This window comes from Streptomyces sp. S.PB5, from assembly GCF_030403745.1.
Lineage (GTDB): Bacteria > Actinomycetota > Actinomycetes > Streptomycetales > Streptomycetaceae > Streptomyces.
The window spans coordinates 286422-306620 of sequence record NZ_JAQMWP010000007.1 but is presented as its reverse complement, the minus strand read 5'-3'; the positions used below and the strand labels follow the sequence as shown (position 1 = coordinate 306620).

General features: G+C 71.7%; 21 protein-coding genes and 1 pseudogene. 4 read left to right on the top strand and 18 right to left on the bottom strand.

Annotated elements, in window-relative coordinates:
- Nucleotides 1-39: 39 nt before the first annotated feature.
- Entirely contained in the window at nt 40-810 is a 771-nt protein-coding gene (locus tag PH203_RS20290) for a thioesterase family protein (protein ID WP_289921589.1), read from the bottom strand.
- A gap of 83 nt (nt 811-893) precedes the next feature.
- Nucleotides 894-1619 carry a class I SAM-dependent methyltransferase gene (locus PH203_RS20285; RefSeq protein ID WP_289921588.1) on the bottom strand — a complete coding sequence of 242 codons (726 nt, stop codon included), beginning with the start codon at nt 1617-1619 and terminating at the stop codon, nt 894-896.
- 98 nt (nt 1620-1717) lie between these two features.
- Here PH203_RS20285 and PH203_RS20280 point away from each other — a divergent pair, with 98 nt between their 5' ends.
- Nucleotides 1718-2119: a nuclear transport factor 2 family protein gene (locus PH203_RS20280; protein ID WP_289921585.1), complete on the top strand. Its 402-nt coding sequence runs from the start codon at nt 1718-1720 to the stop codon at nt 2117-2119.
- A gap of 42 nt (nt 2120-2161) precedes the next feature.
- Here the strand turns inward: PH203_RS20280 and PH203_RS20275 are convergent, their stop codons facing one another.
- The 3 genes from PH203_RS20275 to PH203_RS20265 are packed head-to-tail and all read right to left on the bottom strand — an operon-like array spanning nt 2162 to nt 4331.
- A complete protein-coding gene (locus tag PH203_RS20275; RefSeq protein ID WP_289921584.1) occupies nt 2162-3412 on the bottom strand; it encodes an RNA polymerase sigma factor in 1251 nt (416 codons plus the stop codon).
- Nucleotides 3409-3663: a YciI family protein gene (locus PH203_RS20270; protein WP_289921583.1), complete on the bottom strand. Its 255-nt coding sequence runs from the start codon at nt 3661-3663 to the stop codon at nt 3409-3411. Before PH203_RS20270 ends, PH203_RS20275 begins: the two co-directional genes overlap by 4 nt.
- Nucleotides 3660-4331 (bottom strand): YciI family protein, encoded by a 672-nt coding sequence (locus tag PH203_RS20265; protein ID WP_289921582.1) that lies wholly within the window; start codon nt 4329-4331, stop codon nt 3660-3662. Before PH203_RS20265 ends, PH203_RS20270 begins: the two co-directional genes overlap by 4 nt.
- Nucleotides 4332-4497: 166 nt before the next feature.
- Here PH203_RS20265 and PH203_RS20260 point away from each other — a divergent pair, with 166 nt between their 5' ends.
- From PH203_RS20260 to PH203_RS20250, 3 genes and pseudogenes are all read left to right on the top strand, one after another.
- Nucleotides 4498-5325 (top strand): class I SAM-dependent methyltransferase, encoded by an 828-nt coding sequence (locus PH203_RS20260; protein ID WP_289921581.1) that lies wholly within the window; start codon nt 4498-4500, stop codon nt 5323-5325.
- 243 nt (nt 5326-5568) lie between these two features.
- Complete coding sequence (gene rho, locus PH203_RS20255) at nt 5569-6708, top strand: transcription termination factor Rho (RefSeq protein ID WP_289921580.1); 1140 nt, start codon at nt 5569-5571, stop codon at nt 6706-6708.
- Nucleotides 6709-6875: 167 nt separating this feature from the next.
- A pseudogene (locus tag PH203_RS20250) lies at nt 6876-7712 on the top strand (serine hydrolase); the annotation flags it as partial.
- A 59-nt stretch (nt 7713-7771) separates the two neighbouring features.
- Here the strand turns inward: PH203_RS20250 and PH203_RS20245 are convergent.
- The 13 genes from PH203_RS20245 to PH203_RS20185 all read right to left on the bottom strand — a co-directional run bounded on the left by PH203_RS20245 (nt 7772) and on the right by PH203_RS20185 (nt 20113).
- Complete coding sequence (locus tag PH203_RS20245; RefSeq protein ID WP_289921895.1) at nt 7772-9145, bottom strand: glycosyltransferase 87 family protein; 1374 nt, start codon at nt 9143-9145, stop codon at nt 7772-7774.
- Between the two features lie 11 nt (nt 9146-9156).
- Nucleotides 9157-10551, bottom strand: a complete 1395-nt coding sequence (gene mptB, locus PH203_RS20240; RefSeq protein WP_289921579.1) for a polyprenol phosphomannose-dependent alpha 1,6 mannosyltransferase MptB — start codon at nt 10549-10551, stop codon at nt 9157-9159.
- Between the two features lie 133 nt (nt 10552-10684).
- Nucleotides 10685-11617, bottom strand: coding sequence for a glutaminase (locus PH203_RS20235; RefSeq protein WP_289921578.1), 933 nt, complete (start codon nt 11615-11617; stop codon nt 10685-10687).
- 99 nt (nt 11618-11716) lie between these two features.
- Nucleotides 11717-13129 carry an aspartate ammonia-lyase gene (gene aspA, locus PH203_RS20230; protein ID WP_289921577.1) on the bottom strand — a complete coding sequence of 471 codons (1413 nt, stop codon included), beginning with the start codon at nt 13127-13129 and terminating at the stop codon, nt 11717-11719.
- 116 nt (nt 13130-13245) lie between these two features.
- Nucleotides 13246-14262 (bottom strand): asparaginase, encoded by a 1017-nt coding sequence (locus tag PH203_RS20225; protein ID WP_289921575.1) that lies wholly within the window; start codon nt 14260-14262, stop codon nt 13246-13248.
- Between the two features lie 32 nt (nt 14263-14294).
- Nucleotides 14295-15755: an amino acid permease gene (locus PH203_RS20220; RefSeq protein WP_289921573.1), complete on the bottom strand. Its 1461-nt coding sequence runs from the start codon at nt 15753-15755 to the stop codon at nt 14295-14297.
- Complete coding sequence (locus PH203_RS20215; protein WP_289921892.1) at nt 15752-16453, bottom strand: FadR/GntR family transcriptional regulator; 702 nt, start codon at nt 16451-16453, stop codon at nt 15752-15754. The genes PH203_RS20220 and PH203_RS20215 overlap by 4 nt, the downstream gene beginning before the upstream one ends.
- A 158-nt stretch (nt 16454-16611) precedes the next feature.
- Entirely contained in the window at nt 16612-17448 is an 837-nt protein-coding gene (locus tag PH203_RS20210) for an undecaprenyl-diphosphate phosphatase (protein ID WP_289921572.1), read from the bottom strand.
- A gap of 74 nt (nt 17449-17522) precedes the next feature.
- Nucleotides 17523-17885: a fluoride efflux transporter CrcB gene (crcB, locus tag PH203_RS20205; protein ID WP_289921570.1), complete on the bottom strand. Its 363-nt coding sequence runs from the start codon at nt 17883-17885 to the stop codon at nt 17523-17525.
- On the bottom strand, nt 17882-18262 hold the full coding sequence (locus PH203_RS20200; RefSeq protein ID WP_289921569.1) for a DUF190 domain-containing protein: 381 nt from the start codon (nt 18260-18262) through the stop codon (nt 17882-17884). Before PH203_RS20200 ends, crcB (PH203_RS20205) begins: the two co-directional genes overlap by 4 nt.
- A complete protein-coding gene (crcB, locus tag PH203_RS20195; RefSeq protein WP_289921568.1) occupies nt 18259-18714 on the bottom strand; it encodes a fluoride efflux transporter CrcB in 456 nt (151 codons plus the stop codon). Before crcB (PH203_RS20195) ends, PH203_RS20200 begins: the two co-directional genes overlap by 4 nt.
- Nucleotides 18715-18773: 59 nt before the next feature.
- The gene (locus PH203_RS20190; protein ID WP_289921565.1) at nt 18774-19754 is read right to left on the bottom strand and encodes an SMP-30/gluconolactonase/LRE family protein; all 981 of its coding nucleotides are present in this window, start codon (nt 19752-19754) and stop codon (nt 18774-18776) included.
- A 68-nt stretch (nt 19755-19822) separates the two neighbouring features.
- Nucleotides 19823-20113 carry a helix-turn-helix domain-containing protein gene (locus PH203_RS20185; RefSeq protein WP_289921564.1) on the bottom strand — a complete coding sequence of 97 codons (291 nt, stop codon included), beginning with the start codon at nt 20111-20113 and terminating at the stop codon, nt 19823-19825.
- Nucleotides 20114-20199 lie beyond the last annotated feature (86 nt).

Genomic DNA, 20199 nt, shown 5'->3' with positions numbered 1-20199 from the left:
GCGCCCTCCAGGGGCCGAACCGGTGGTGGCCCTTCCCCGTCATCCGGTACCGGCGTCCCGCACGACGCGCGCCTGACGCCCCACCGCGAGCAGCCGGCCGTCCGCGGCCCAGACCGCGCTGTCGTCGACCGCCCAGCCGCCACCGGCGTGGTCGGCACGGATCCGGACGAGGGTCCAGCCGTGCGGGGGGCCGTCGTCCAGGGCGTCGGTCAGGTGAACGGTCAGCTCGGCCGTGGGCACGGGGCGCGGGGTGCGCAGGCGGGCGTGGAGGGCGGGCGGGAGGACGTCGGTGAGCGTGATCACGGCGCCCGCGTCCAGGGCGCGTCCGTCCGCGAAGCGCACCCAGGCGACCAGTTCGGCCGTGCCGCCGCCGACGAGCGGGCGGGCCTCGGTGGCCGGGCGGATCTCCAGCTGGTCGGCGAACGGGGCGGGCGCGTGGGGCAGTTCGAGCGGCAGGCACTCCTCCGGTCCCGGCACGTCGGGGGCGGGGCGACCGGCGTACGACGGTCCAGGGCGCCCGGCGCCGAAGAGGGCAGAGCCGACCAGTACCGGGCCCGCGCTCTGGTGGCCGCTGAAGACGCAGGTCGCGGTCTGTCGGCCGGTCGCGGGCGAGGTGCCGGAGAAGTGCAGCGGGCTCGCGTCGACGGGGGCGAGGAAGTGTGCGGTCAGGGTGCGGACGGGGTGCGCGCCGCCGGGGAAGCGGTCGCGTACGGCGGCCAGGGCGACGGCCGCGACATGGCCGCCGTGGGCTCCCTCCCAGGACCACCAGGCGGGGTCGATGCGGATCTCGGTGCCGGTTGTCGTCGTCACGGACTCACCATAAGCAGGTGAGTTTGATTTTCCAACCCGCGATAACCTATTGGTTCGAAAACCAAACCCACCCGGTCCGCCGCTCAGTACGGCAGGCGCGCCACCACCATCCGCACCCGCGGACTGCCGTCGCTCCGGCTCCCGAACTCGGGCAGGGCCACCAGCTCCACCTCGAAGCCCGCGCGCTCCAGCTCCCCACGGACGTCCCCCAGCCGGAACGCCCGGTAGTACATGACGAACGGCGGCCGCCACAGCGCGTTGCGCACCCGCATGACCACGTCGAAGCCCAGCAGCATCCAGTAGCCGAGGGAGCCGGGGCGGGGCGGCGCGACGACGGGGAAGGCGAAGCTGCCACCCGGCCGCAGGACCGAGCGGACCTGGCCGAACAGGCCCGGCAGTTCGGCCGGCAGAAAGTGCCCGAAGGCCCCGAAGCTCACCACCAGGTCGAAGGCGGGGCTAAACGGCAGGGCCCGGGCGTCCGCGCGGACCCAGTCGACCCGGGGACCGGCGGGCCGGACGCGTTTCCGGGCGACCTCGAGCATGCCGGCGCTGAAGTCGACGCCGGTCACACTCTCCCGGCACACCCGCGCGAGCACGGCGGCCCCCGCCCCGGTGCCGCAGCACAGATCGAGGCCGGCGGCGAAAGGCCCCATCGGCGTCAGCGCCCGTGCGACGGCGTCGAGCACCGAGTCAGGGGTGCGGAAGGGCGTGTGATCGAATTTGGGGGCGAGGAGGTCGTAGCCGTGTTCCACGGACGACAGGGCCTGGACGGCGAGCTCACGGAGGCTCGGGCCTTCTGGGCTGAACATCGCGTCAGCTTAGGCGAGCAGCCCCCATGGACACACCGCGGGCCGGGGCATACCGTGGTTCACACCTAATCAACTAATTGACTATGAGGTGAGCCCGGATGCGCGCTTTCCGCGAGGCCGTCGAGGCGTGGGACTTCGACGCCGTCGAGGCACTGCTGGCCGAGGACGTCGTCTTCACCAGCCCGGTCGTCTTCAAGCCGTACCCCGGCAAGGCGATCACCGCGGCGATCCTGCGGGGCGTCTCCCGGGTCTTCGAGGACTTCCGGTACGAGCGCGAGCTCACCGGCGCCGACGGCCGCGACCACGCCCTGGTGTTCACGGCCCGGGTGGGCGACCGTGCGCTGAGTGGCTGCGACTTCATCCACGTCGACGAGGACGGCCTGATCGACGAACTCACGGTCATGGTGCGGCCGTTGTCGGGCGCCCAGGCCCTCGCGGAGGCCATGGCAGCCCAGTTCGAGCAGATCGCGAAGGAGGCGGAGACAGGCGCCGCCTCCTGAGACGCCGCATCCTGAGGCGTCGCCTCCGCCGACGACCGGCCCTCACCCGGCGGACCGGCACTCCACGAGCCGCTTCTCCAGGAACCTCCGCTCCGCGTCGTTCTCCACCAGCGCCAGCGCCCGCTCGTACGCCGCGGCCGCCTCCGTCGTACGCCCGGCGCGGCGCAGCAGGTCGGCGCGGGTGGCGGGCAGGAGGTGGTAGCCGGCCAGATCGCCCTCCTGCTCCAGCTCCGCGACCAGGGCGAGGCCCGCGTCCGGCCCCTCGGCCATACCGACGGCGACCGCACGGTTGAGGCGGGCCACGGCGGAGGGCACGAGACGGACCAGTTCCCCGTACAGCCCGGCGATGTCGGCCCAGTCGGTGTCCCCGGCCGTGCGGGCGGTGGTGTGGCAGGCGGCGATCGCGGCCTGGAGCTGGTACGGGCCCGGGCGGCCACGCCGCAGCGCGGTCTCCAGGAGCGCGGCCCCCTCGTCGGCCTCGTCGCGATGCCAGGCCGTGCGGTCCTGGTCCTCCAGCGTGACCAGGTCACCGGCCGCGTCGACGCGGGTGTCCCGGCGGGCGTGGTGCAGCAGCAGGAGGGCGAGCAGACCGAGGGCCTCGGGTTCGTCGGGCATCAGGCGGGCCAGTACGCGGGCGAGGCGGACCGCCTCCGCACAGAGGCTCCCGCGCACCAGACCGGCGCCGGAGGTGGCGGCGTACCCCTCGTTGAACAGCAGGTAGATCACGCCGAGTACGCCCGTCAGACGCTCCGGCAGCAGATGCGCGGGCGGTACCCGGTACGGGATGCCCGCGTTGCGGATCTTCTTCTTGGCCCGCACCAGCCGCTGCGCCATGGTCGCCTCGGGCACGAGGAAGGCGCGGGCGATCTCCGGTGTGGTGAGCCCTGCGAGGGTGCGCAGGGTCAGGGCGACCCGGGCCTCGACGGGCAGGGCGGGGTGGCAGCAGGTGAAGATCAGCCGCAGCCGGTCGTCCCGCACCCCGCTGTCGTCACCACCGTCGTGGTCGTCGTACGGTTCCCCGCCGGCCGTCAGCATCGCGGCCTCCCGTAGTTTCCGCGCCCCCACCGCTTCCCTGCGCAGGACGTCCAGGGCGCGGTTGCGGGCGGTCGTGGTGAGCCAGGCGCCGGGGCGGCGCGGGACGCCGTCGCGCCGCCACCGGTCGAGGGCCTGGGTGAAGGCGTCCTGCGCGCACTCCTCGGCGAGGTCCCAGTCGCCGGTCACCCGGATCAGGGTGGCGACGACCTGGCCCCACTCCTCGCGGAAGGCGGCGGCGACGGCCTCCTCGACGGTCACTCCCACACCGGCCGCACTTCCACGGGGCCGCCCTCGGAGTGCCGGGCGGCGAGGGCGATCGCCTCGTCGAGGTCGGCCGCCTCGACGAGGTCCACGGCGGTCACGTACTCGTCGGCCGTGGTGAACGGCCCGTCGGAGATGAGGACTTCACCGTCGTGCGCCCGCACGGTCGTGGCGTCGGCGGGCGGCCGCAGCCGTACGGTGACGTCCCGGCCGTGTGCCGGTGCGCAGACGAACAGGACGTACCTCATGACACGTGCTGGTGGGTGATCAGCCAGCGCAGACCGAAGTCCCGGTAGCCGGTGGTGACCCGGACGAACTCGTCGAGGCCGGTCGCGGTCAGCCGGACCAGGGCGTGGCCGAAGGCGATGCTCTCGTCGACCTGGACGCCGGATTCCAGGACCTCGCAGGTCACGGGTCCGGTGAAGGCCGCTTCCCGCAGGGCCTTGCGGAGCGTGTCGGCACCCTGATGTGCCGTCCCGTCGTGGAACACCGTCGCGTCGGGCGCGTAGCAGGCGGTGATGCGTTCGACGTCGCCCGCGCGGACCGCCTCGGTCAGTTCCTCCTCCAGCCGGCGGATCCGCGCCTCGGGCTCCTCGTCCTCCCAGAACGGGCGCACCTCCATGGCGCCGACGGTGGCGACGGGGTGCCGGGCGGCGGCCTGGACGGCCTCCTCCAGGGTGTCGCACTCGAGGACGTCGAACCCGGCGACATACTCCTTGGTCTCCGCGAACGGCCCGTCGGTGCGCAGCACTTCGCCGTCGCGCACCCGCACGGTGACGGCCTCGGAGGGCAGCGCGAGCCGGTGGCCGTGGCGCCGGACCCCGCGCTCCCCGAGGTCCTCGACCCAGGGTTCCACGGGGGCCATGCCCGAGGAGTCGGCCGTGTCGTCGCCGCAGACGAGCAGCATGTACTTCATGAGGTCCTCCCGGTCCTTGTGAGCTTCCTACACCCCACCGACGAACGGTGCCGGAAGGAATCGACACCCGGCGGAGGCGATACCCGGTGGAGGCGATTTCCCGCCGCCGGGGATGTGCGGCGGGCGAATGCGCCACAGAGCGGTGGCGGTGCGGTTGGATTGCGGCATGACCACCGACGAGCACGCGCGGTTCATGCGGGCCAACCAGGCCAACTGGGACGCCCGTACCCCCGTCCACCTCGCCAGCCGTTTCTACGGGCTCGACCAGGATCTCGATCCTGCCCGCTGGTTCGCCGGCTTCGAGTGGGACGACCTCGGTGAGCTGACCGGCCGCGATGTGCTCCACCTCCAGTGCCATCTCGGCACCGAGACGATCGCCTTCGCCCGGCGCGGGGCCAGGGCGACCGGCCTCGACTTCTCCGCGGCCTCGGTGGCGGCCGCGCAGGACATCGCCGCGAAGGCGGGTCTGGACGTCGCCTACGTACAGGCCAACGTGTACGACGCCGTCGAGGCGCTCGGCGGGCGGCAGTTCGACGTCGTCTACACCGGGAAGGGCGCGCTGTGCTATCTGCCCGATCTCGAGCGGTGGGCCGGTGTCGTCGCCCGACTCCTGCGGCCGGGCGGGCGGTTGTATCTCGTCGAGTTCCATCCGCTGCTCAACTCGCTGGGCCCGAAGCCCGCTCCGGGCGAGGGTCCGGAACTGCTCCTGCGCCATGACTACCTGGGCGGTGGCGGCCCCGTGCACCGTGACGCGACGCACACGTACACCGACGGGCCCGCCGTCGAGGACGCCACCGACAGTTACGAGTGGATGCACGGAATAGACGAGGTCATCAACGCGTTGACCGGGGCAGGACTGGCCATCCGGCGGCTCCGGGAGAGCGACGAGCTCCCCTGGCCGCGCTGGCCGCAGATGGTCCGCACACCCTCCGGCTGGTGGCGGCTGCCCGAGCCGCGGATCCCGCTTCTCTACGGACTCCTCGCCACACACTGAAGCACCGTGGTACCGTCCCGTTAGCACCTGTGTACGCCCGGTCCTGGGCGCCGGTGCCAGTTCATCCTCAGATCGCCGGTCGTCGTACCGGCTCTCTCACCACCTCGCAGTCGGCGGTCGTCGCCGTACCCGAGGTGTTGTCTCCCGCCGCGCGAAGGCCTTCTGCGCGCCTTCCCGATCTTCGCGGCCCTCCCCTTCCTTCCGCATGTCTCATGCCTTCCGTCCTCGAAAGGACCGACCACCATGACCACCACACTCGAACCCCCCGTCCAGCAGCAGCTCCCGGTCCGCGCGGCCACCGGTGTCCTCGACATCGACGCGAACGGGAAGGGCCATCTGCGTCCCGAGAGCCTGCTGCCGCTGCCGTCCGACCTCCAGGTCTCCCCCGCGCTGATCCGCAAGTACGGTCTGCGCAAGGGCGACGCCGTCGACGGCGTACGCGGCACCCAGCGCGCCCTCACCGAGGTCGCCCGGGTCAACGGCCAGGGCGCCGACGAGTTGCGCGACCGCCGCCACTTCCGCGATCTGACGCCGCTGCACCCCCATGAGCGCATCCGCCTCGAACACCCGGCGTCCGGGCTGACCGGCCGGGTCGCCGACCTCATCGCCCCCGTGGGCAAGGGGCAGCGCGGGCTGATCGTCGCCCCGCCCAAGACCGGCAAGACGGTCCTCCTCCAGCAGATCGCGGCGGCCGTCGCCGGGAACCATCCCGAGGCCCGCCTGATGGTGGTGCTGCTCGACGAACGCCCCGAGGAAGTCACCGAGATGCGGCGCTCCGTGCGCGGCGAGGTGTACGCCTCCACGTTCGACCGCACACCCAAGCAGCACATCGCGCTCGCGGACCTCGTGATCGAACGGGCCAAGCGGCTCGTCGAGGCCGGCGAGGACGTCGTGATCCTGCTCGACTCCCTCACCCGGCTGTGCCGGGCCCACAACAACGCGGCCGCCGCCGGTGGCCGCACCCTGAGCGGCGGTGTCGACGCCACCGCGCTCATCGGCCCCAAGCGGTTCTTCGGCGCCGCCCGCCTGACCGAGGAGGGCGGCTCGCTCACCATCCTCGCCACGGCCCTGGTGGAGACCGGTTCCCGGGCCGACGACTACTTCTTCGAGGAGCTCAAGAGCACCGGCAACATGGAACTGCGCCTCGACCGCGAACTGGCCTCCCGCCGTGTCTTCCCGGCCGTCGCCATCAACCCCTCGGGCACCCGCCGCGAGGAACTCCTGCTGACCCCGGCGGAGTTGACCGCCGTACGAGGACTGCGGCGGGTCCTTCAGAACGGGGACGGCCAGGGCAACCTGGAGACGCTCCTCCAGCGCATGCGCGAGACCCCGGACAACGCGACCTTCCTGCGACGGATCCAGCCGACGCTGCCCGTCGGCTGACCGAGCCCGGCTCGCTGGTCCGGCCGGCCGTCCACGCCGTCACCACGGACCCGGGCGGCAGAACTCCCTGGCGAAGAGGGCGGGCTCCGTACGGCATCCGGGTGCTCGCGACCACCCCTCGGCCCGGGCAGCGCGGCTGCGGGAGGGTCCGTTCCTAGGTTTGCGGTATGACCATCGGATTTACCTCCCGGGTTGCCGTGTCCACCTGCGCCTTCTGCACGGCGGGCCTCCTGGTACTCGCCCCCGCCTCGGCCGCCGCTCACACCGGCTCCGACCCCGGCGCCCCCGGCGGCGCGCAGGCCGCGACTCCGCGGCCCGCCCTGCTGTACCGCTCCGGCACCCACGTCCGGCCGCACCGGGGTGCGCCCCGGGTACCGGCCGTGTCCGCGCTGTCGTGGATCGTGGCCGACGCGCAGACCGGGGAGGTGCTCGCGGCGCACGACGCGCATCGCAAACTGCCGCCCGCCAGCACACTCAAGACCCTGTTCGCGCTGGCCGTGCTGCCGACACTGCCCGGAGGCATCCGGCACCGGGTCGGGCACGACGAGCTGGCCGACGTGGGCCCCGGGAGCAGCCTCGTCGGCGTACGGGAGGGGCGGACGTACCGGGTCGCCGACCTGTGGCGCGGGGTCTTCCTCAACTCCGGGAACGACGCCGTGCACGTCCTGGCCCGGCTCAGCGGCGGCTGGCGCCACACGGCCGCCCGCATGCAGGCCAAGGCGAGGGCCCTGGGCGCCCTCGACACCCACGTCCGCTCCCCCGACGGCTACGACACACCCGGCCAGGTCTCGTCCGCGTACGACCTGGCCGTCTTCGGCCGCGCCGGGCTGCGCAACCCCGACTTCGCGCGGTACTGCGGCACGGTCGAGGCGAAGTTCCCCGGGGGCGGCGGATGGTCGTACGAGATCCAGAACACCAATCGGCTGCTCACCGGTGCCGACGGGGTGGAGCCGTACCACGGGCTGATCGGGGTGAAGAACGGCTACACCAGCCATGCGGGCAACACGCTCGTCGCCGCGGCCGAGCGGGGTGGGCGCAGGCTCGTGGTCACCGTGATGAATCCTCAGGCGGGCGGTGGTTTCGCCGTGTACGAGGAGGCGCGGAGGCTGCTGGACTGGGGGTTCGGCGCGGCGGGGCGGGTGGACCCGGTGGGTTCGCTGGACGCACTGCGGGTCCGGCCGCGGCCGGGGCCCGAAGCGGTGCCCGCGGCGGCCGCGGTCGCGGTGGACGAGGGGTCCGGCCGGCCGGATGTCTGGATGGTCGCCGGTGCCGCCGCGCTCGGCGCGGGCGCCGTCGCCCTCGTGCTGCGGGCCAGGTCCGCGCGGCGGCCGTCGGATTGACCGACCGGCAGCCACAGCAGCAGGCCGAGGGTGATCCAGGTGTAGGTGTTGCCGCCGAGGAATCCGTCGACGCCGGACGCGTCGTCGAACCACAGCCACACCACGCTGGTGCACATCACCGCGTACAGGGCACCCGCCACGCGCGCGTGCCCGGCGCGGACCAGCACCGCGAAGGCCGGCAGCAGCCACACCAGGTGGTGCACCCAGGTGACGGGGCTGACCAGACACGCGGTCAGCCCGGTCAGGGCGAACGCGGCCGTCCAGTCCCCCGCCGCGGCCGCCCGGCGGGCCCGTACGGCCCACACGCACAGCACCGGCAGGACCACGGCCACCCACGCGGCCCGGTCCGGTTCACCCAGCCGGGCCAGAATCCCCTGCAGGGACTGGTTCGAGACATAGTCCAGGCGGCCCACCCGCGTGGTGTCCCACAACGCCTCCGTCCAGTAGAAGCGCGAGGCGTCCGGGGCCGCCCAGGCCGCGAGACCGGTCGCGCCCGCCGCCACCGCCGTCGCGACGGCGGCCGCGCGCCTTCTCCCGGAGAGCAGCAGAAGGACGATGAACAGCGCCGGGGTGAGCTTCACGGCCGCCGCCAGTCCGGTCCCCCAACCCGCCCAGCGCTCCCGGCCCGTGGCGAGCAGCCGGCCGTCGAACAGCACCAGGGCCAGCAGCAGAAGGTTCACCTGCCCGAAGCTGAACGTGTCCCGCAGCGGCTCGAACAGGGCGAGCACGCAGGCGCCCAGAGCGCATCCGTACCACCCGTGGCGCCACCACGACCGCCCGGCCAGCAGCCGCACGATCACCGCGAGCGCGGCCAGGTTGAGCAGCAGGGAACCGGCGATCGCGACGGGCAGCGGGAGCAGGGCCATCGGCAGCATGCCGACGGCGGCGAAGGGCGGGTAGGTGAAGCCGTACGTCGTCCCCGGCACCCGGTAGTCGTAGAGCCGCCCGCCGTGGACCCAGCTGTCGACAGCGCCGTGGTAGACCCGCAGGTCGAACCAGCCGCGCAGCAGCGGCACGGTCGCGGTGAAGGCGATGACGGCGGCGGCGAGGGCGAGGACCAGCAGCAGCCGGCCGCGGTCGGTGCGAGGCGGGTGCAGGCGGGCCGGGCTCATGCGGTGCGGCCCAACGCCGGTGCCTGGGAGCTCTGGTGGGCCTGCCACAGGAAGACCACCGCGAGCACACCGCCGGAGACGGCCAGGACCAGCTGGTCGACGTCGGCGGGGCCCCCGCCGGGAAGGGTGGCGAGCGCGAGGACGCCCGTCACCGCCGCCACCCGGTGCCGCACCGAGGCGGTGGGGGCCGCGGCGGCGATCAGGAACAGTCCCCACAGGGCGTACCAGGGACGGATCGCCGGTCCGAACGCGGCGACGGCGGCGAGGCTCAGGCCGAGCGCGTACACGGGATGTGGGCGCAGCCGCCACCATATGGCCGCGATCAGGATCGCGGTGAGCGTGAGGCCGAGCAGATGCCAGGCGGGCACGGCCAGGGGCGCCAGGTCGCTGCCGAGCCGTTCGAGGAGGGCGCGGGTCGCACGGCCCAGGAGGCTGGTGAGGGCCCAGTTCTGCGGGGAGACGGGGGTGTTGAGGGCGCCTATCCAGCCGTATCCGGTCCCGGCGGCCGCGGTCGCGGCGACCGTGGTGGCCGCGGCGGCGAGCACGGTGGTCAGGACGGCCTTGGCGGGGCGGTGTCCGGCCCGCACCTGGAGGACCACGACCGCGGCGAGCCCGAGCGCGGCGGGTGCCTTGACCAGCGCGGCGAGCGTGACGAGTACGGCGCCCAGGACCGGCCACCGGCCCAGCGCCGCGACCAGACCGACACCGAGCAGGCCGAGCATGATGGCGTCGTTGTGGGCGCCGGCGACCAGGTGCAGCAGGACGAGCGGGTTGAGGGCGCCCAGCCAGAGCGCGGCGGCCGGGTCGGCGCCGCTGTGCCGCGCGAGCCGGGGCAGCGCGGCCGCCATCAGGGCCACCCCGAACAGGGCGACCACACGCATGCCGAAGAGCCCGGCGGGGAGTTCGCCGCGGGTGAGTGAGGCCAGTGCGGAGGCGACGGCGAGGAAGACCGGGCCGTACGGGGCCGCGGTGTGCTGCCAGACGGGGGCGACCTCCTCGGCGAGCGGGCCGCCGAGCTGGGCGGGGCCGTGGGTGTAGACGTCCATGTGGGCGTCGACCATGGCGCCTTGGGCGAGGTAGCTGTAGACGTCGCGGCTGAAGAGCGGCGGGGCGAGGAGGAGCGGGGCCGCCCAGACGGCGAGGACGACCAGCAGGGCGCGCGGACTCGGCGGTGCCGTGCTGCGGACGAGCCGGCCCAGCAGGATCCAGGCCGCTATCAGAAGCACGACACCGAAGTGGACACCCACCAGGCCCAGCGCGACGCGGACGTTGGCGGGGGCCAGGAGCTCGCGTACGGGCAGGGCGCCGGCTGTGTCACCGCCCAGCGCCAGGACGGTGGTTCCGGCCAGGCCGAGTACCTGGCAGCGGCGGAGATCGACGGGAAAAGCCATGGCCAACACTCGGGAAGCGTGTCAACGCCGGGTGGCGGGAATTCGACGCGGGGCTCTCCGGTGGGAAGCCGAAGTGTGACCGGGCGGTGAGAGCGAACCTCGGAACCTCGGAACCTCAGAACCCTCAGACCCCTCAGAACACGGACAGGCCCGTCAGCGTCGTGAACCTGTCCAGCGCGGCCACCCCCGCCACCGAGTTCCCCCGCTCGTCCAGGCCCGGGCTCCACACGCACAGCGTGCAGCGCCCCGGCACCACCGCGATGATCCCGCCGCCGACCCCGCTCTTGCCCGGCAGTCCGACCCGGTAGGCGAAGTCGCCCGCCGCGTCGTAGGTGCCGCACGTCAGCATCACGGCGTTGACCTGCTTGGCCTGGCTGCGGGTGAGGAGCCTGCTGCCGTCGGCGCGGATGCCGTGGCGGGCCAGGAAGGTGGTGGCGAGGGCGAGGTCGGCGCAGGAGGCCAGCAGGGAGCACTGGCGGAAGTACTGGTCGAGGAGGACCGGGACCGGGTTGTCGATGTTGCCGTAGGACGCCATGAAATGGGCGAGGGCGGCGTTGCGGTCGCCGTGCGCGGACTCGGAGGCGGCGACCTCCTTGTCGAAGTCCAGGGCCGGGTTGCCGCTCTCGGCGCGGAGGAAGGACAGCAGGGTGCCCGCCGCGTCCCCGGTACGGGTCTGGAGGCGGTCGGTGACGACGAGCGCGCCCGCGTTGATGAACGGGTTGCGCGGGATGCCGTTCTCGTACTCCAGCTGGACCAGGGAGTTGAAGGGGTTGCCGGAGGGCTCGCGGCCCACGTGCTCCCAGAGTGCGTCGCCCTCGCGGGCCAGGTCGAGGGCGAGGGTGAAGACCTTGGTGATGGACTGCGTGGAGAACGGCTCCCGCCAGTCCCCCACGCCGTACACCGTGCCGTCCAGTTCCGCGACGGCCATGCCGAAGCGGCGCGGGTCGCAGGCGGCGAGCGCCGGGATGTAGTCGGCGGGCCGGCCGCGTCCCGGGGTGCGCTCGATCTCCTCGGCGATGCGCGCCAGAACCGGCTCGAAGGTCATGGACGGACTCATGATCACCATTGTGCCTCCGGGCCGGTCCGGGCGCGTCTCAGCAGGTCGGGCGCATCGTTCGGGCGTGCAGGGTCGGTGGGGTGAGCCGGCTCGGCCGGCCGGGCCGGGTCAGGCCAGCGCCTGGCCGGTACCCGCGACGACCTCGGGCCGCAGCAGGTCGGCGAGGGTCTCGGCGGGCAACAGCCCCTTCTCCAGCACCAGTTCGGCCACGCCCCTGCCGGTGACGAGGGCCTCCTTGGCGATGCCGGTGGCGGCCTCGTACCCGATGTGTGGGTTGAGGGCGGTCACCAGGCCGATGGAGTTCTCCACGCTCGCGCGCAGTCGCTCGGTGTTGGCGGTGATGCCGTCGACACAGCGCTCGGCGAGGGTGCGGCAGGCGGCGCCCAGGTGCGTGATGCTCTCCGACAACGAGTGCAGGATGATCGGCTCGAACGCGTTCAGCTGGAGCTGTCCGGCCTCGGCGGCCATGGTGATGGCGACGTCGTTGCCGATCACCTCGAAGGCGACCTGGTTGACCACCTCGGGGATCACCGGGTTCACCTTGCCGGGCATGATCGACGAACCGGCCTGTACCGGCGGCAGGTTGATCTCACCGAGCCCCGCACGCGGACCGGAGGACAGCAGCCGCAGGTCGTTGCAGCTCTTGCTGAGCTTCACGGCGATCCGCTTGAGCACACCGGACATCTGCACGAACGCCCCGCAGTCCTGGGTGGCCTCGACCAGGTTCGCGGCGGTGACCAGCGGCAGTCCGGTGATCTCGGAGAGATGGCGGCGGGCCGCCTCCGCGTACCCGGCGGGAGCATTGAGTCCGGTGCCGATCGCCGTGGCCCCGAGGTTGATCTCATGGATCAACTGCACAGCCTCGTCAAGACGGTTCCGATCCTCGTCGATCATGACGGAGTACGCCGAGAACTCTTGACCGAGCGTCATCGGCACCGCGTCCTGCAACTGTGTACGGCCCATCTTGAGCACATCACGGAACTCGACGGCCTTACGGGCGAACGAGTCCTGCAGTACAGCCATCGACTTGAGCAGTCCACGCACCGCGAACACCGTCGCCACCTTGACGGCGGTCGGGTAGACGTCGTTGGTCGACTGCCCCAGGTTGACGTCCTCGTTGGGGTGCAGGTGCTGGTACTCCCCCTTCGCATACCCCAGCAACTCCAGCGCCCGGTTCGCGACGACCTCGTTGGCATTCATGTTGGTCGAGGTACCGGCCCCGCCCTGAATGACATCGACGACGAACTGGTCGTGCAGCTTCCCGTCGCGAATCTCCCGGCACGCCTCGACGATCGCGGCGGCCTTGCGCGGCTCCAGCAGCCCGAGCTCCTCATTGGCGAGAGCGGCGGCCTCCTTCACGGCGGCAAGAGCGTCGATCAGGTGCGGATAGGCGGAGATGGGGGTCCCGGTGATGGGAAAGTTCTCGACGGCCCGCAGAGTGTGCACACCCCAGTAGGCATCGACGGGAACATCACGATCACCGAGCAGATCGTGCTCGCGGCGAGTAACGACAACGGTCATGAGGGTTTGGGTCCCTTTTCTGAGGGGGTTGAGGGTGAGTTACCTAGGGGCGCGGGGAACTGGGCGACCAGCCACACACGGCCCGCAGCCGCAAAGCAAGAATTCGAGGCAATTCCTCAGGCGCAGGCCGAAACAACAACAGGCTCCAGCGACCGAACCGGCCGAACTTCACCAACCGGCACGCCACCCCCGAGCAGCGGCTCACCCGCGAACTCCGCCAACAACGCCTCGTCCACGCCCGCACGGGCAAGCGCCGCCGCGGCAACAGGGACCCGCGCCCGATTGGCCCCGTCCGCGATCTTCACCGCGACGGCCCGCCCGTCAGGCAGCGCAGCGACCTGCACCCCTTCGAACCCGTCCTTGGCGAGCAGCCCCGGCACGGCGGCCATCAACGCGGCGACATCGCGCCCCGCCCCCGACGCCATCTCCGGGTGAGCACGCATCGCATCGGCGACCCGGGCCTCAGGCGTCCCCGCCACCGCAGTGGTGATCCGCGCCGCAGCACGAGCAAGCCCATGCAGCGACACCGAGAACAACGGCGCCCCGCACCCGTCGACCGTCACCTGGGCGATCTGCTGCCCGGTGAGGTCCTCGACGATCTCGGCGATCGCCTGCTGCAACGGGTGCGCCGGGTCGAGATACCCCTCCAGCGGCCAGTCGTTCAGCACGCACGTGTAGAGCATCGCCGCGTGCTTCCCGGAGCAGTTCTGGGCGAGCCGCGAGGGCAGCCGGCCCTCCCGCACCCACTGGTCCCGCACGGCGGGGTCGTACGGCATGTCCGGCACGTTCCGCAGCGCGTCCTCGCCCGCACCGGCGAGCTCCAGAATCCGCCGCGCACCGGCGAGATGCCGCTCCTCACCGGAGTGACTGGCCGCGGTGAGCGACAGCAGCTCGCCGTCGAGCGGGAGCCCCGCCCGCACCATGGCGACGGCCTGCACCGGCTTGAGCGCCGACCGCGGATAGAACGCCGCCTCGATGTCACCGAGCTGGAACCGGACCTGTCCGTCCGCCCCGAGGACGACGACGGAACCGTAGTGGATGCCCTCCACGACCCCGCCGCGTATGAGGTGGGCGACGGGAGCGTGGAGGGGCTCGCGGATCAGGGGTGCGTCCGCGACTGGACTGCTGTACATCACTTCCTGCTTCTAGGGGAGCGCCACGCGGATCACGCGTCGGCGGAGGTGGACGTGGATTCGGTCCCGGCGGATGTGCGGGCGACCCGGCCGCGGACGGCGTACCAGCCGCCGACCAGCGCCCCGACGATCAGCGGCAGGCACAGCACGGTGGTGCGTCCGGCGCCGCCGTCGGCGTACATGAGGACCAGGACGGAGGCGAGGAAGGCCAGCGTCACGAGTTCGGTCCAGGGGGATCCCGGCAGACGGTAGCCGGGGCGGGTCAGTTCGCCCTTCTCGGTCTTCTGCCAGAAGATCAGGTGGCAGATCATGATCATGCCCCAGGTGGAGAGGATGCCGATCGCGGCGAAGTTGAGCACGATCTCGAAGGCGTCCGCCGGGACCACGAAGTTGAGGCCGACGCCGAGGACACAGATACCGCTGGTGAGCAGGATGCCGCCGTACGGGACCTGGCTGCGGCTCATCACTCCGGTGAACTTGGGTGCGGAGCCGGACATCGCCATGGAGCGCAGGATGCGGCCCGTCGAGTACAGGCCGGAGTTGAGCGAGGACAGGGCCGCGGTCATCACGACCAGGTTCATCACGCCGCCGGCCGCCGGGATGCCGATGTTGGACAGGACCGTCACGAAGGGGCTCTCGCCCGCCTTGTACGAGGACCAGGGCAGCAGCATCGACAGCAGCACCACCGAGCCGACGTAGAACAGTCCGACGCGCCACATGATCGAGTTGATCGCCTTCGGCATGATCTTCTCGGGGTTCTCGGTCTCGCCCGCCGCGACGCCGACCAACTCGACGGAGGCGTAGGCGAAGACGACGCCCTGGATGATCAGCAGCATGGGCAGCAGGCCGTTGGGGAAGATGCCGCCGTGGTCGGTGATCAGGGCGGGGCCGGGGGTGGTGTCGCCGACCTCGTGCTGGGTGACCAGCAGGAAGATGCCGATCAGCATGAACGTCACCAGCGCGCCGACCTTGATGATGGCGAACCAGAACTCCATCTCGCCGAACATCTTCACCGAGACGAGGTTCACGGTGAGGACGACCGCGAGGGCGATGAGCGCGATCACCCACTGCGGGACGTCGGAGAACATGCCCCAGTAGTGGGTGTAGACGGCGACCGCGGTGATGTCGGCGATACCGGTGGTGGCCCAGTTGAGGAAGTACATCCAGCCCGCCACGTACGCGCCCTTCTCGCCCAGGAACTCCCGGGCGTACGACACGAAGGCGCCGGAGGACGGGCGGTACAGGACGAGTTCGCCGAGGGCGCGGACGACCAGGAAGGCGAAGATTCCGCAGACCGCGTAGGCGATGAACAACGAGGGGCCGGCGTCGGCGAGGCGGCCGCCCGCGCCGAGGAAGAGGCCGGTGCCGATGGCGCCGCCGATGGCGATCATGTTGACGTGCCGGGACTTCAGCGACTTGCTGTAGCCCTCGTCTCCGGCATCGACATGGCCGGAACGTTTCTGCACGCCGTCGTGCAGGCTCTGCTCGCTCACGCCTGGGGGTTGCCTTCCGTGGGGGTGCCCGCACCCGGGGCGGTGTCCTTGCCGCCGGCCGGGGAACGCACGATGTCGGTGAGGGTGGTCTCGACCCGGTCGAGGTGGTGGGACATGGCCTCCACCGCGTCGAGTTCGGAACCGTCGATCAGCGCCTCGACGATCGCCCGGTGCTCCCGGTTGGACTGCTCACGGCGTCCACCGAGCTCGTTGAGGAAGGCCGACTGACGCGCCAGTGCGTCACGGATCTCCTCGATGACCCGGCGGAAGACCGGGTTCTGGGCGGCCTCGGCCACTGCGAGATGGAAGAGGGTGTCCATCGCGACCCAGGCGGTGGTGTCCGTCTCCTGCTCCATGCGGTCCAGGAGGTGGGCGAGGTGGTCGAGGTTCTCGGGCGTACGGCGCACCGCCGCGTACCCGGCGACCGGGATCTCCACGTGCCGGCGGACTTCCAGCAGGTCGCTGGCTGCGTAGTCGCCGAAGGTGGGGTCCTCCACCGCGTTGGCGACGACGAAGGTGCCCTTGCCGGTCTTGGAGACGGTCAGGCCCATCGTCTGCAGGGCCCTGAGGGCCTCGCGCAGCACGGGCCGGCTGACCTCCAGGGTGCGGCAGAGCTCGGCCTCGGAGGGGAGCTTGTCGCCGATGGCGTACTCCCCGCGCTCGATGGCGCCACGCAGATGCGCCAGGACGGCCTCCATGGCGCTGATGCGCCGCGGGGGCTGTCCGGCTGTCCGGCTGTCTGACAGGTTCACGGGAGAGATACTCCGGGCGGCGGGAGGGTGCTGTCAAGGCATGCGAATGGGGATTTTCATGGGGCGTGAGACTTGAATGCGGTCCCACACCCCACGAACGTCGGTCAACCGCTCAGTACGCCCGTGCCCAGCAGCCCGAACAGCAGCAGCCCCACGACGATCCGGTAGATCACGAACGCGTTGAAGGAGTGCTTGGCCACGAACTTCAGCAGCCAGGCGATGGAGGCATAGGCGACGACGAAGGAGACGGCCGTGCCGACGGCCAGCGGCGCCGCGCCCGCGCCCGTGCCGAGGGCGTCCTTGAACTCGTAGATGCCGGCGCCGGTCAGGGCCGGGATGCCGAGGAAGAACGACAGACGGGTGGCGGCGACCCGGTCCAGGTCGAGCATGAGCGCCGTCGACATGGTGGCGCCGGAGCGGGAGAAACCAGGGAAGAGCAGGGCCAGGATCTGCGAGCTGCCGACGAGCATCGCGTCCTTGAACGAGGTGTCGTCCTCCCCGCGCTTGTGCCGGCCCATCTGGTCCGCCGCCCACATCACACCGCTGCCGGCGAGCAACGAGCCCGCGACCACCCACAGCGAGGCGAGCGGGCCCTCGATGAGCGGCTTCGCGGCGAGGCCCACGACGACGATCGGGACGGTGGCGCAGACGACCCACCAGGCGAACTTGTAGTCGTGGTGGTACCGCTGCTCCTTGTCGCGCAGCCCGCGGCCCCACGCGGAGACGATCCGCACGATGTCCTTGAAGAAGTACACGAGCACGGCGGCGATCGCGCCGACCTGGATGACGGCCGAGAATCCGACCACGGCGTCGTCGTCGACGGGGATGTTCATCAGCCCCTCGGCGATCTTCAGATGGCCGGTGGAGGAGACGGGCAGAAACTCGGTCACCCCCTCGACGGCTCCGAGGACGACGGCCTGACCGACGCTGATGGCGCTCATGTGTTCCAGTTCTTCCCACGGGGAGGGCGAGTCGGGCGGGGACAGTCTTACTACACGCAGACGTGCCCGAGGCCTTACGCCCAGACGGCGCGGGCCAGTTCCACACCCGCGAACGCCGCTCCCAGACCGGCGACGAGACTCGCGCCGACGTTGGCGAGGGCGTACAGCCCCGCCCCCGTCTCGGCCAGCCGCAGGGTCTCGTACGAGAAGGTCGAGTACGTGGTCAGGGCACCGCACAGACCGGTGCCGAGGAGCAGCTGGAGGTGGTGGGAACCGGCGGCGCCGGTCAGGAGGCCGAGGACGAGACAGCCCGTGACGTTGACGGCGAAGGTGCCCCAGGGGAAGACCGAGTCGTGGCGGGACTGGATCGCGCGGTCGGTGAGATAGCGCAGCGGGGCACCGACCATGGCGCCCGTGACGACCAGCAGCCAGTTCACAACGACCTCTTACCCTTCGTGTCCGATTCGCCGGACTTTTCGTCCCGGCCCACGTACCGGATGACCTCGCAGTCGTCGAGGATCACCAGCCCTTCGCTGACGAGATCGTCGAGCTGTGGCAGGAAGGCCCGTACGCGCTCCTCGGTGTCGACGATGACGATCGCGACCGGCAGGTCCTCGCTGAGGGACAGCAGCCGTGAGGTGTGGATCAGGGAGGAGGCGCCGAAGCCCTCGATGCCGCGGAAGACGCTGGCGCCCGCGAGGCCCGCCGTGTGGGCGCGGTGGACGATCTCGCTGTAGAGGGGCTTGTGGCGCCAGGTGTCGTTCTCGCCGATGAAGACGGTCACGCGCAGGGCGTCGCCGGTCAGCCTCGTCATGACTGCCTCCGCTTCAGGAGGCGGCGGGTCGCCGTGGCGGCGAGCCAGACCGCGGTGAGGGCCGCGAGCAGGGTCGCGGCGAGATAGGCCAGGCCCGTGCCCGGGTGGCCGGAGTCGACGAGTCTGCGGATGTCGACGGCGTACGTGGAGAAGGTGGTGAAGCCGCCGAGGACGCCGGTGCCGAAGAAGGGGCGGACCAGGCGGTGGGCGGCCCATACGTCGGTGATGAGCACCATGAACACGCCTATGACCGCACAGCCCACGACGTTGGTCCAGAAGGTCGCCCAGGGGAAGGTGCCGGGCTGGAGGGGCCACCACAGGGAGAGCGCGTAGCGGGCGGTGGCCCCGAGCGCGCCGCCGAGCGCGACCACGGCGACCACGGACCCCTGGTCGCGCAGGACCGGCGGTCGTGGGGTGGGGACGCGGAGGGTCTCCGTCTCCGGGGCTGTCATGGTCGTACGTCTCCTGCCTGAACGGCCTGATCGCGGCCGTCAACAGGGTAACGCCGGGGTCACTTGGGGGCGGGCGGCTCGCACAGGGCCACGCCCCGCTCCCACAGGCTCCCCAGGACCAGATGACCGGCGGCCTCGCAGACGCTGGTGACCATTTTGAAGCCGGAGTGGCGGCGGGTGAGGTGGTGGACGGTCTCGCCGTGGTCGTCGACGGCCAGGACGCCGATCGTGCCGGTGGGACGGAAGGGGGCGCGCAGGGCAGCGCGGGCGGCGGCACGGCGGACGGCGGGGTTTGCGCGGTGCAGGAGGTCCAGCGGGGGGACACGAGGGCCGGCCAGGGACACCCAGACCGGTCCGTCGGGCCGGGCGCGCCAGATGTTGTCGGGCATGCCGGGGAGGTTCTCGACGAAGGGTTCGCTGCGGCCCGCCTTCGGGCCGGTGAGCCAGTGGCGGGTGAGGCGGTACGCGCCGGTCTCCGCGACGACCAGGAAGGACTCGTCGGCGCTCGGGGCCAGGCCGTTGGCGAACTGGAGCCCGTCGAGGACGACTTCGGGGGTCTCGCTGCCGGGAGCGAGGCGCAACAGGCGGCCTGTGCCGGCGTGTTCGACGATGTCCCCGATCCACTGGTCGAGGGGGTAGCGGCGGCTGGAGACGGTGAAGTACACGCTGCCGTCGGCGAGGGCGACCGCGTTGCTGCAGAACCGCAGCCGCTCCCCCGCCACCGAGTCGGCGAGGATGCGCACGACGCCGTTGGTCACGTCGACGCGCAGCAGGCCGAGTTCGGCGTCGCAGACCAACAGGGTGTCGTCCGCGAGGAGTTCGAGGCCGAGCGGGCGGCCGCCGGTCTCGGCGAGCACCTCTACGCGGGCCGTCGCGGGGTCGGCCAGTCCGTCGAGGCGGAGGATGCGGCCGTCCTCCACGCCGGTGAGCACCCGGCCCCGGCTGTCGGCGACGACGTCCTCGGGACCCCGCCCGCCGATCGCGACGTAACAGCGCGGGACCAGCGCCTGGGCACGCTCGGCCACCTGTGCACGCTCCACGGACATCCGCCCTTTCACATCGCCTGAGGGTCCGCCATCGACCGAACCCCCCTTACCACCAGCCCTTTTTACTGCCAGCCCTTCTCGAACATGCGCGCCACCTCCGCTATCCGTACCTCGTCGCGCCGGTAGTAGGTGCGCCGCCGCATCCGCTTGGTACGCAACAGGCCGATGTCCGCGAGGAGTTCGAGGTGGGTGTCGGCGACCTGGCGGCGCACCCCCAGCTTGGCGGCCACCGCGCCCGCGGTGACGCCGTCCTCGGTCAGATCGCCGCGACGGGGCGACGGGAAGTGCGCGACCGGATCCTTCAGCCACTCCAGGATGTCCAGCCGTCGCTCGCTGACGGGAGTCCTCAGCATTGTCGTCCCCCTCCGGTCGGCCTCCTCGTACCGCGTGTTCCCACTGTCCCGCAGTTGAGGCCGGCGTGTACGGACTTCGCATGGCT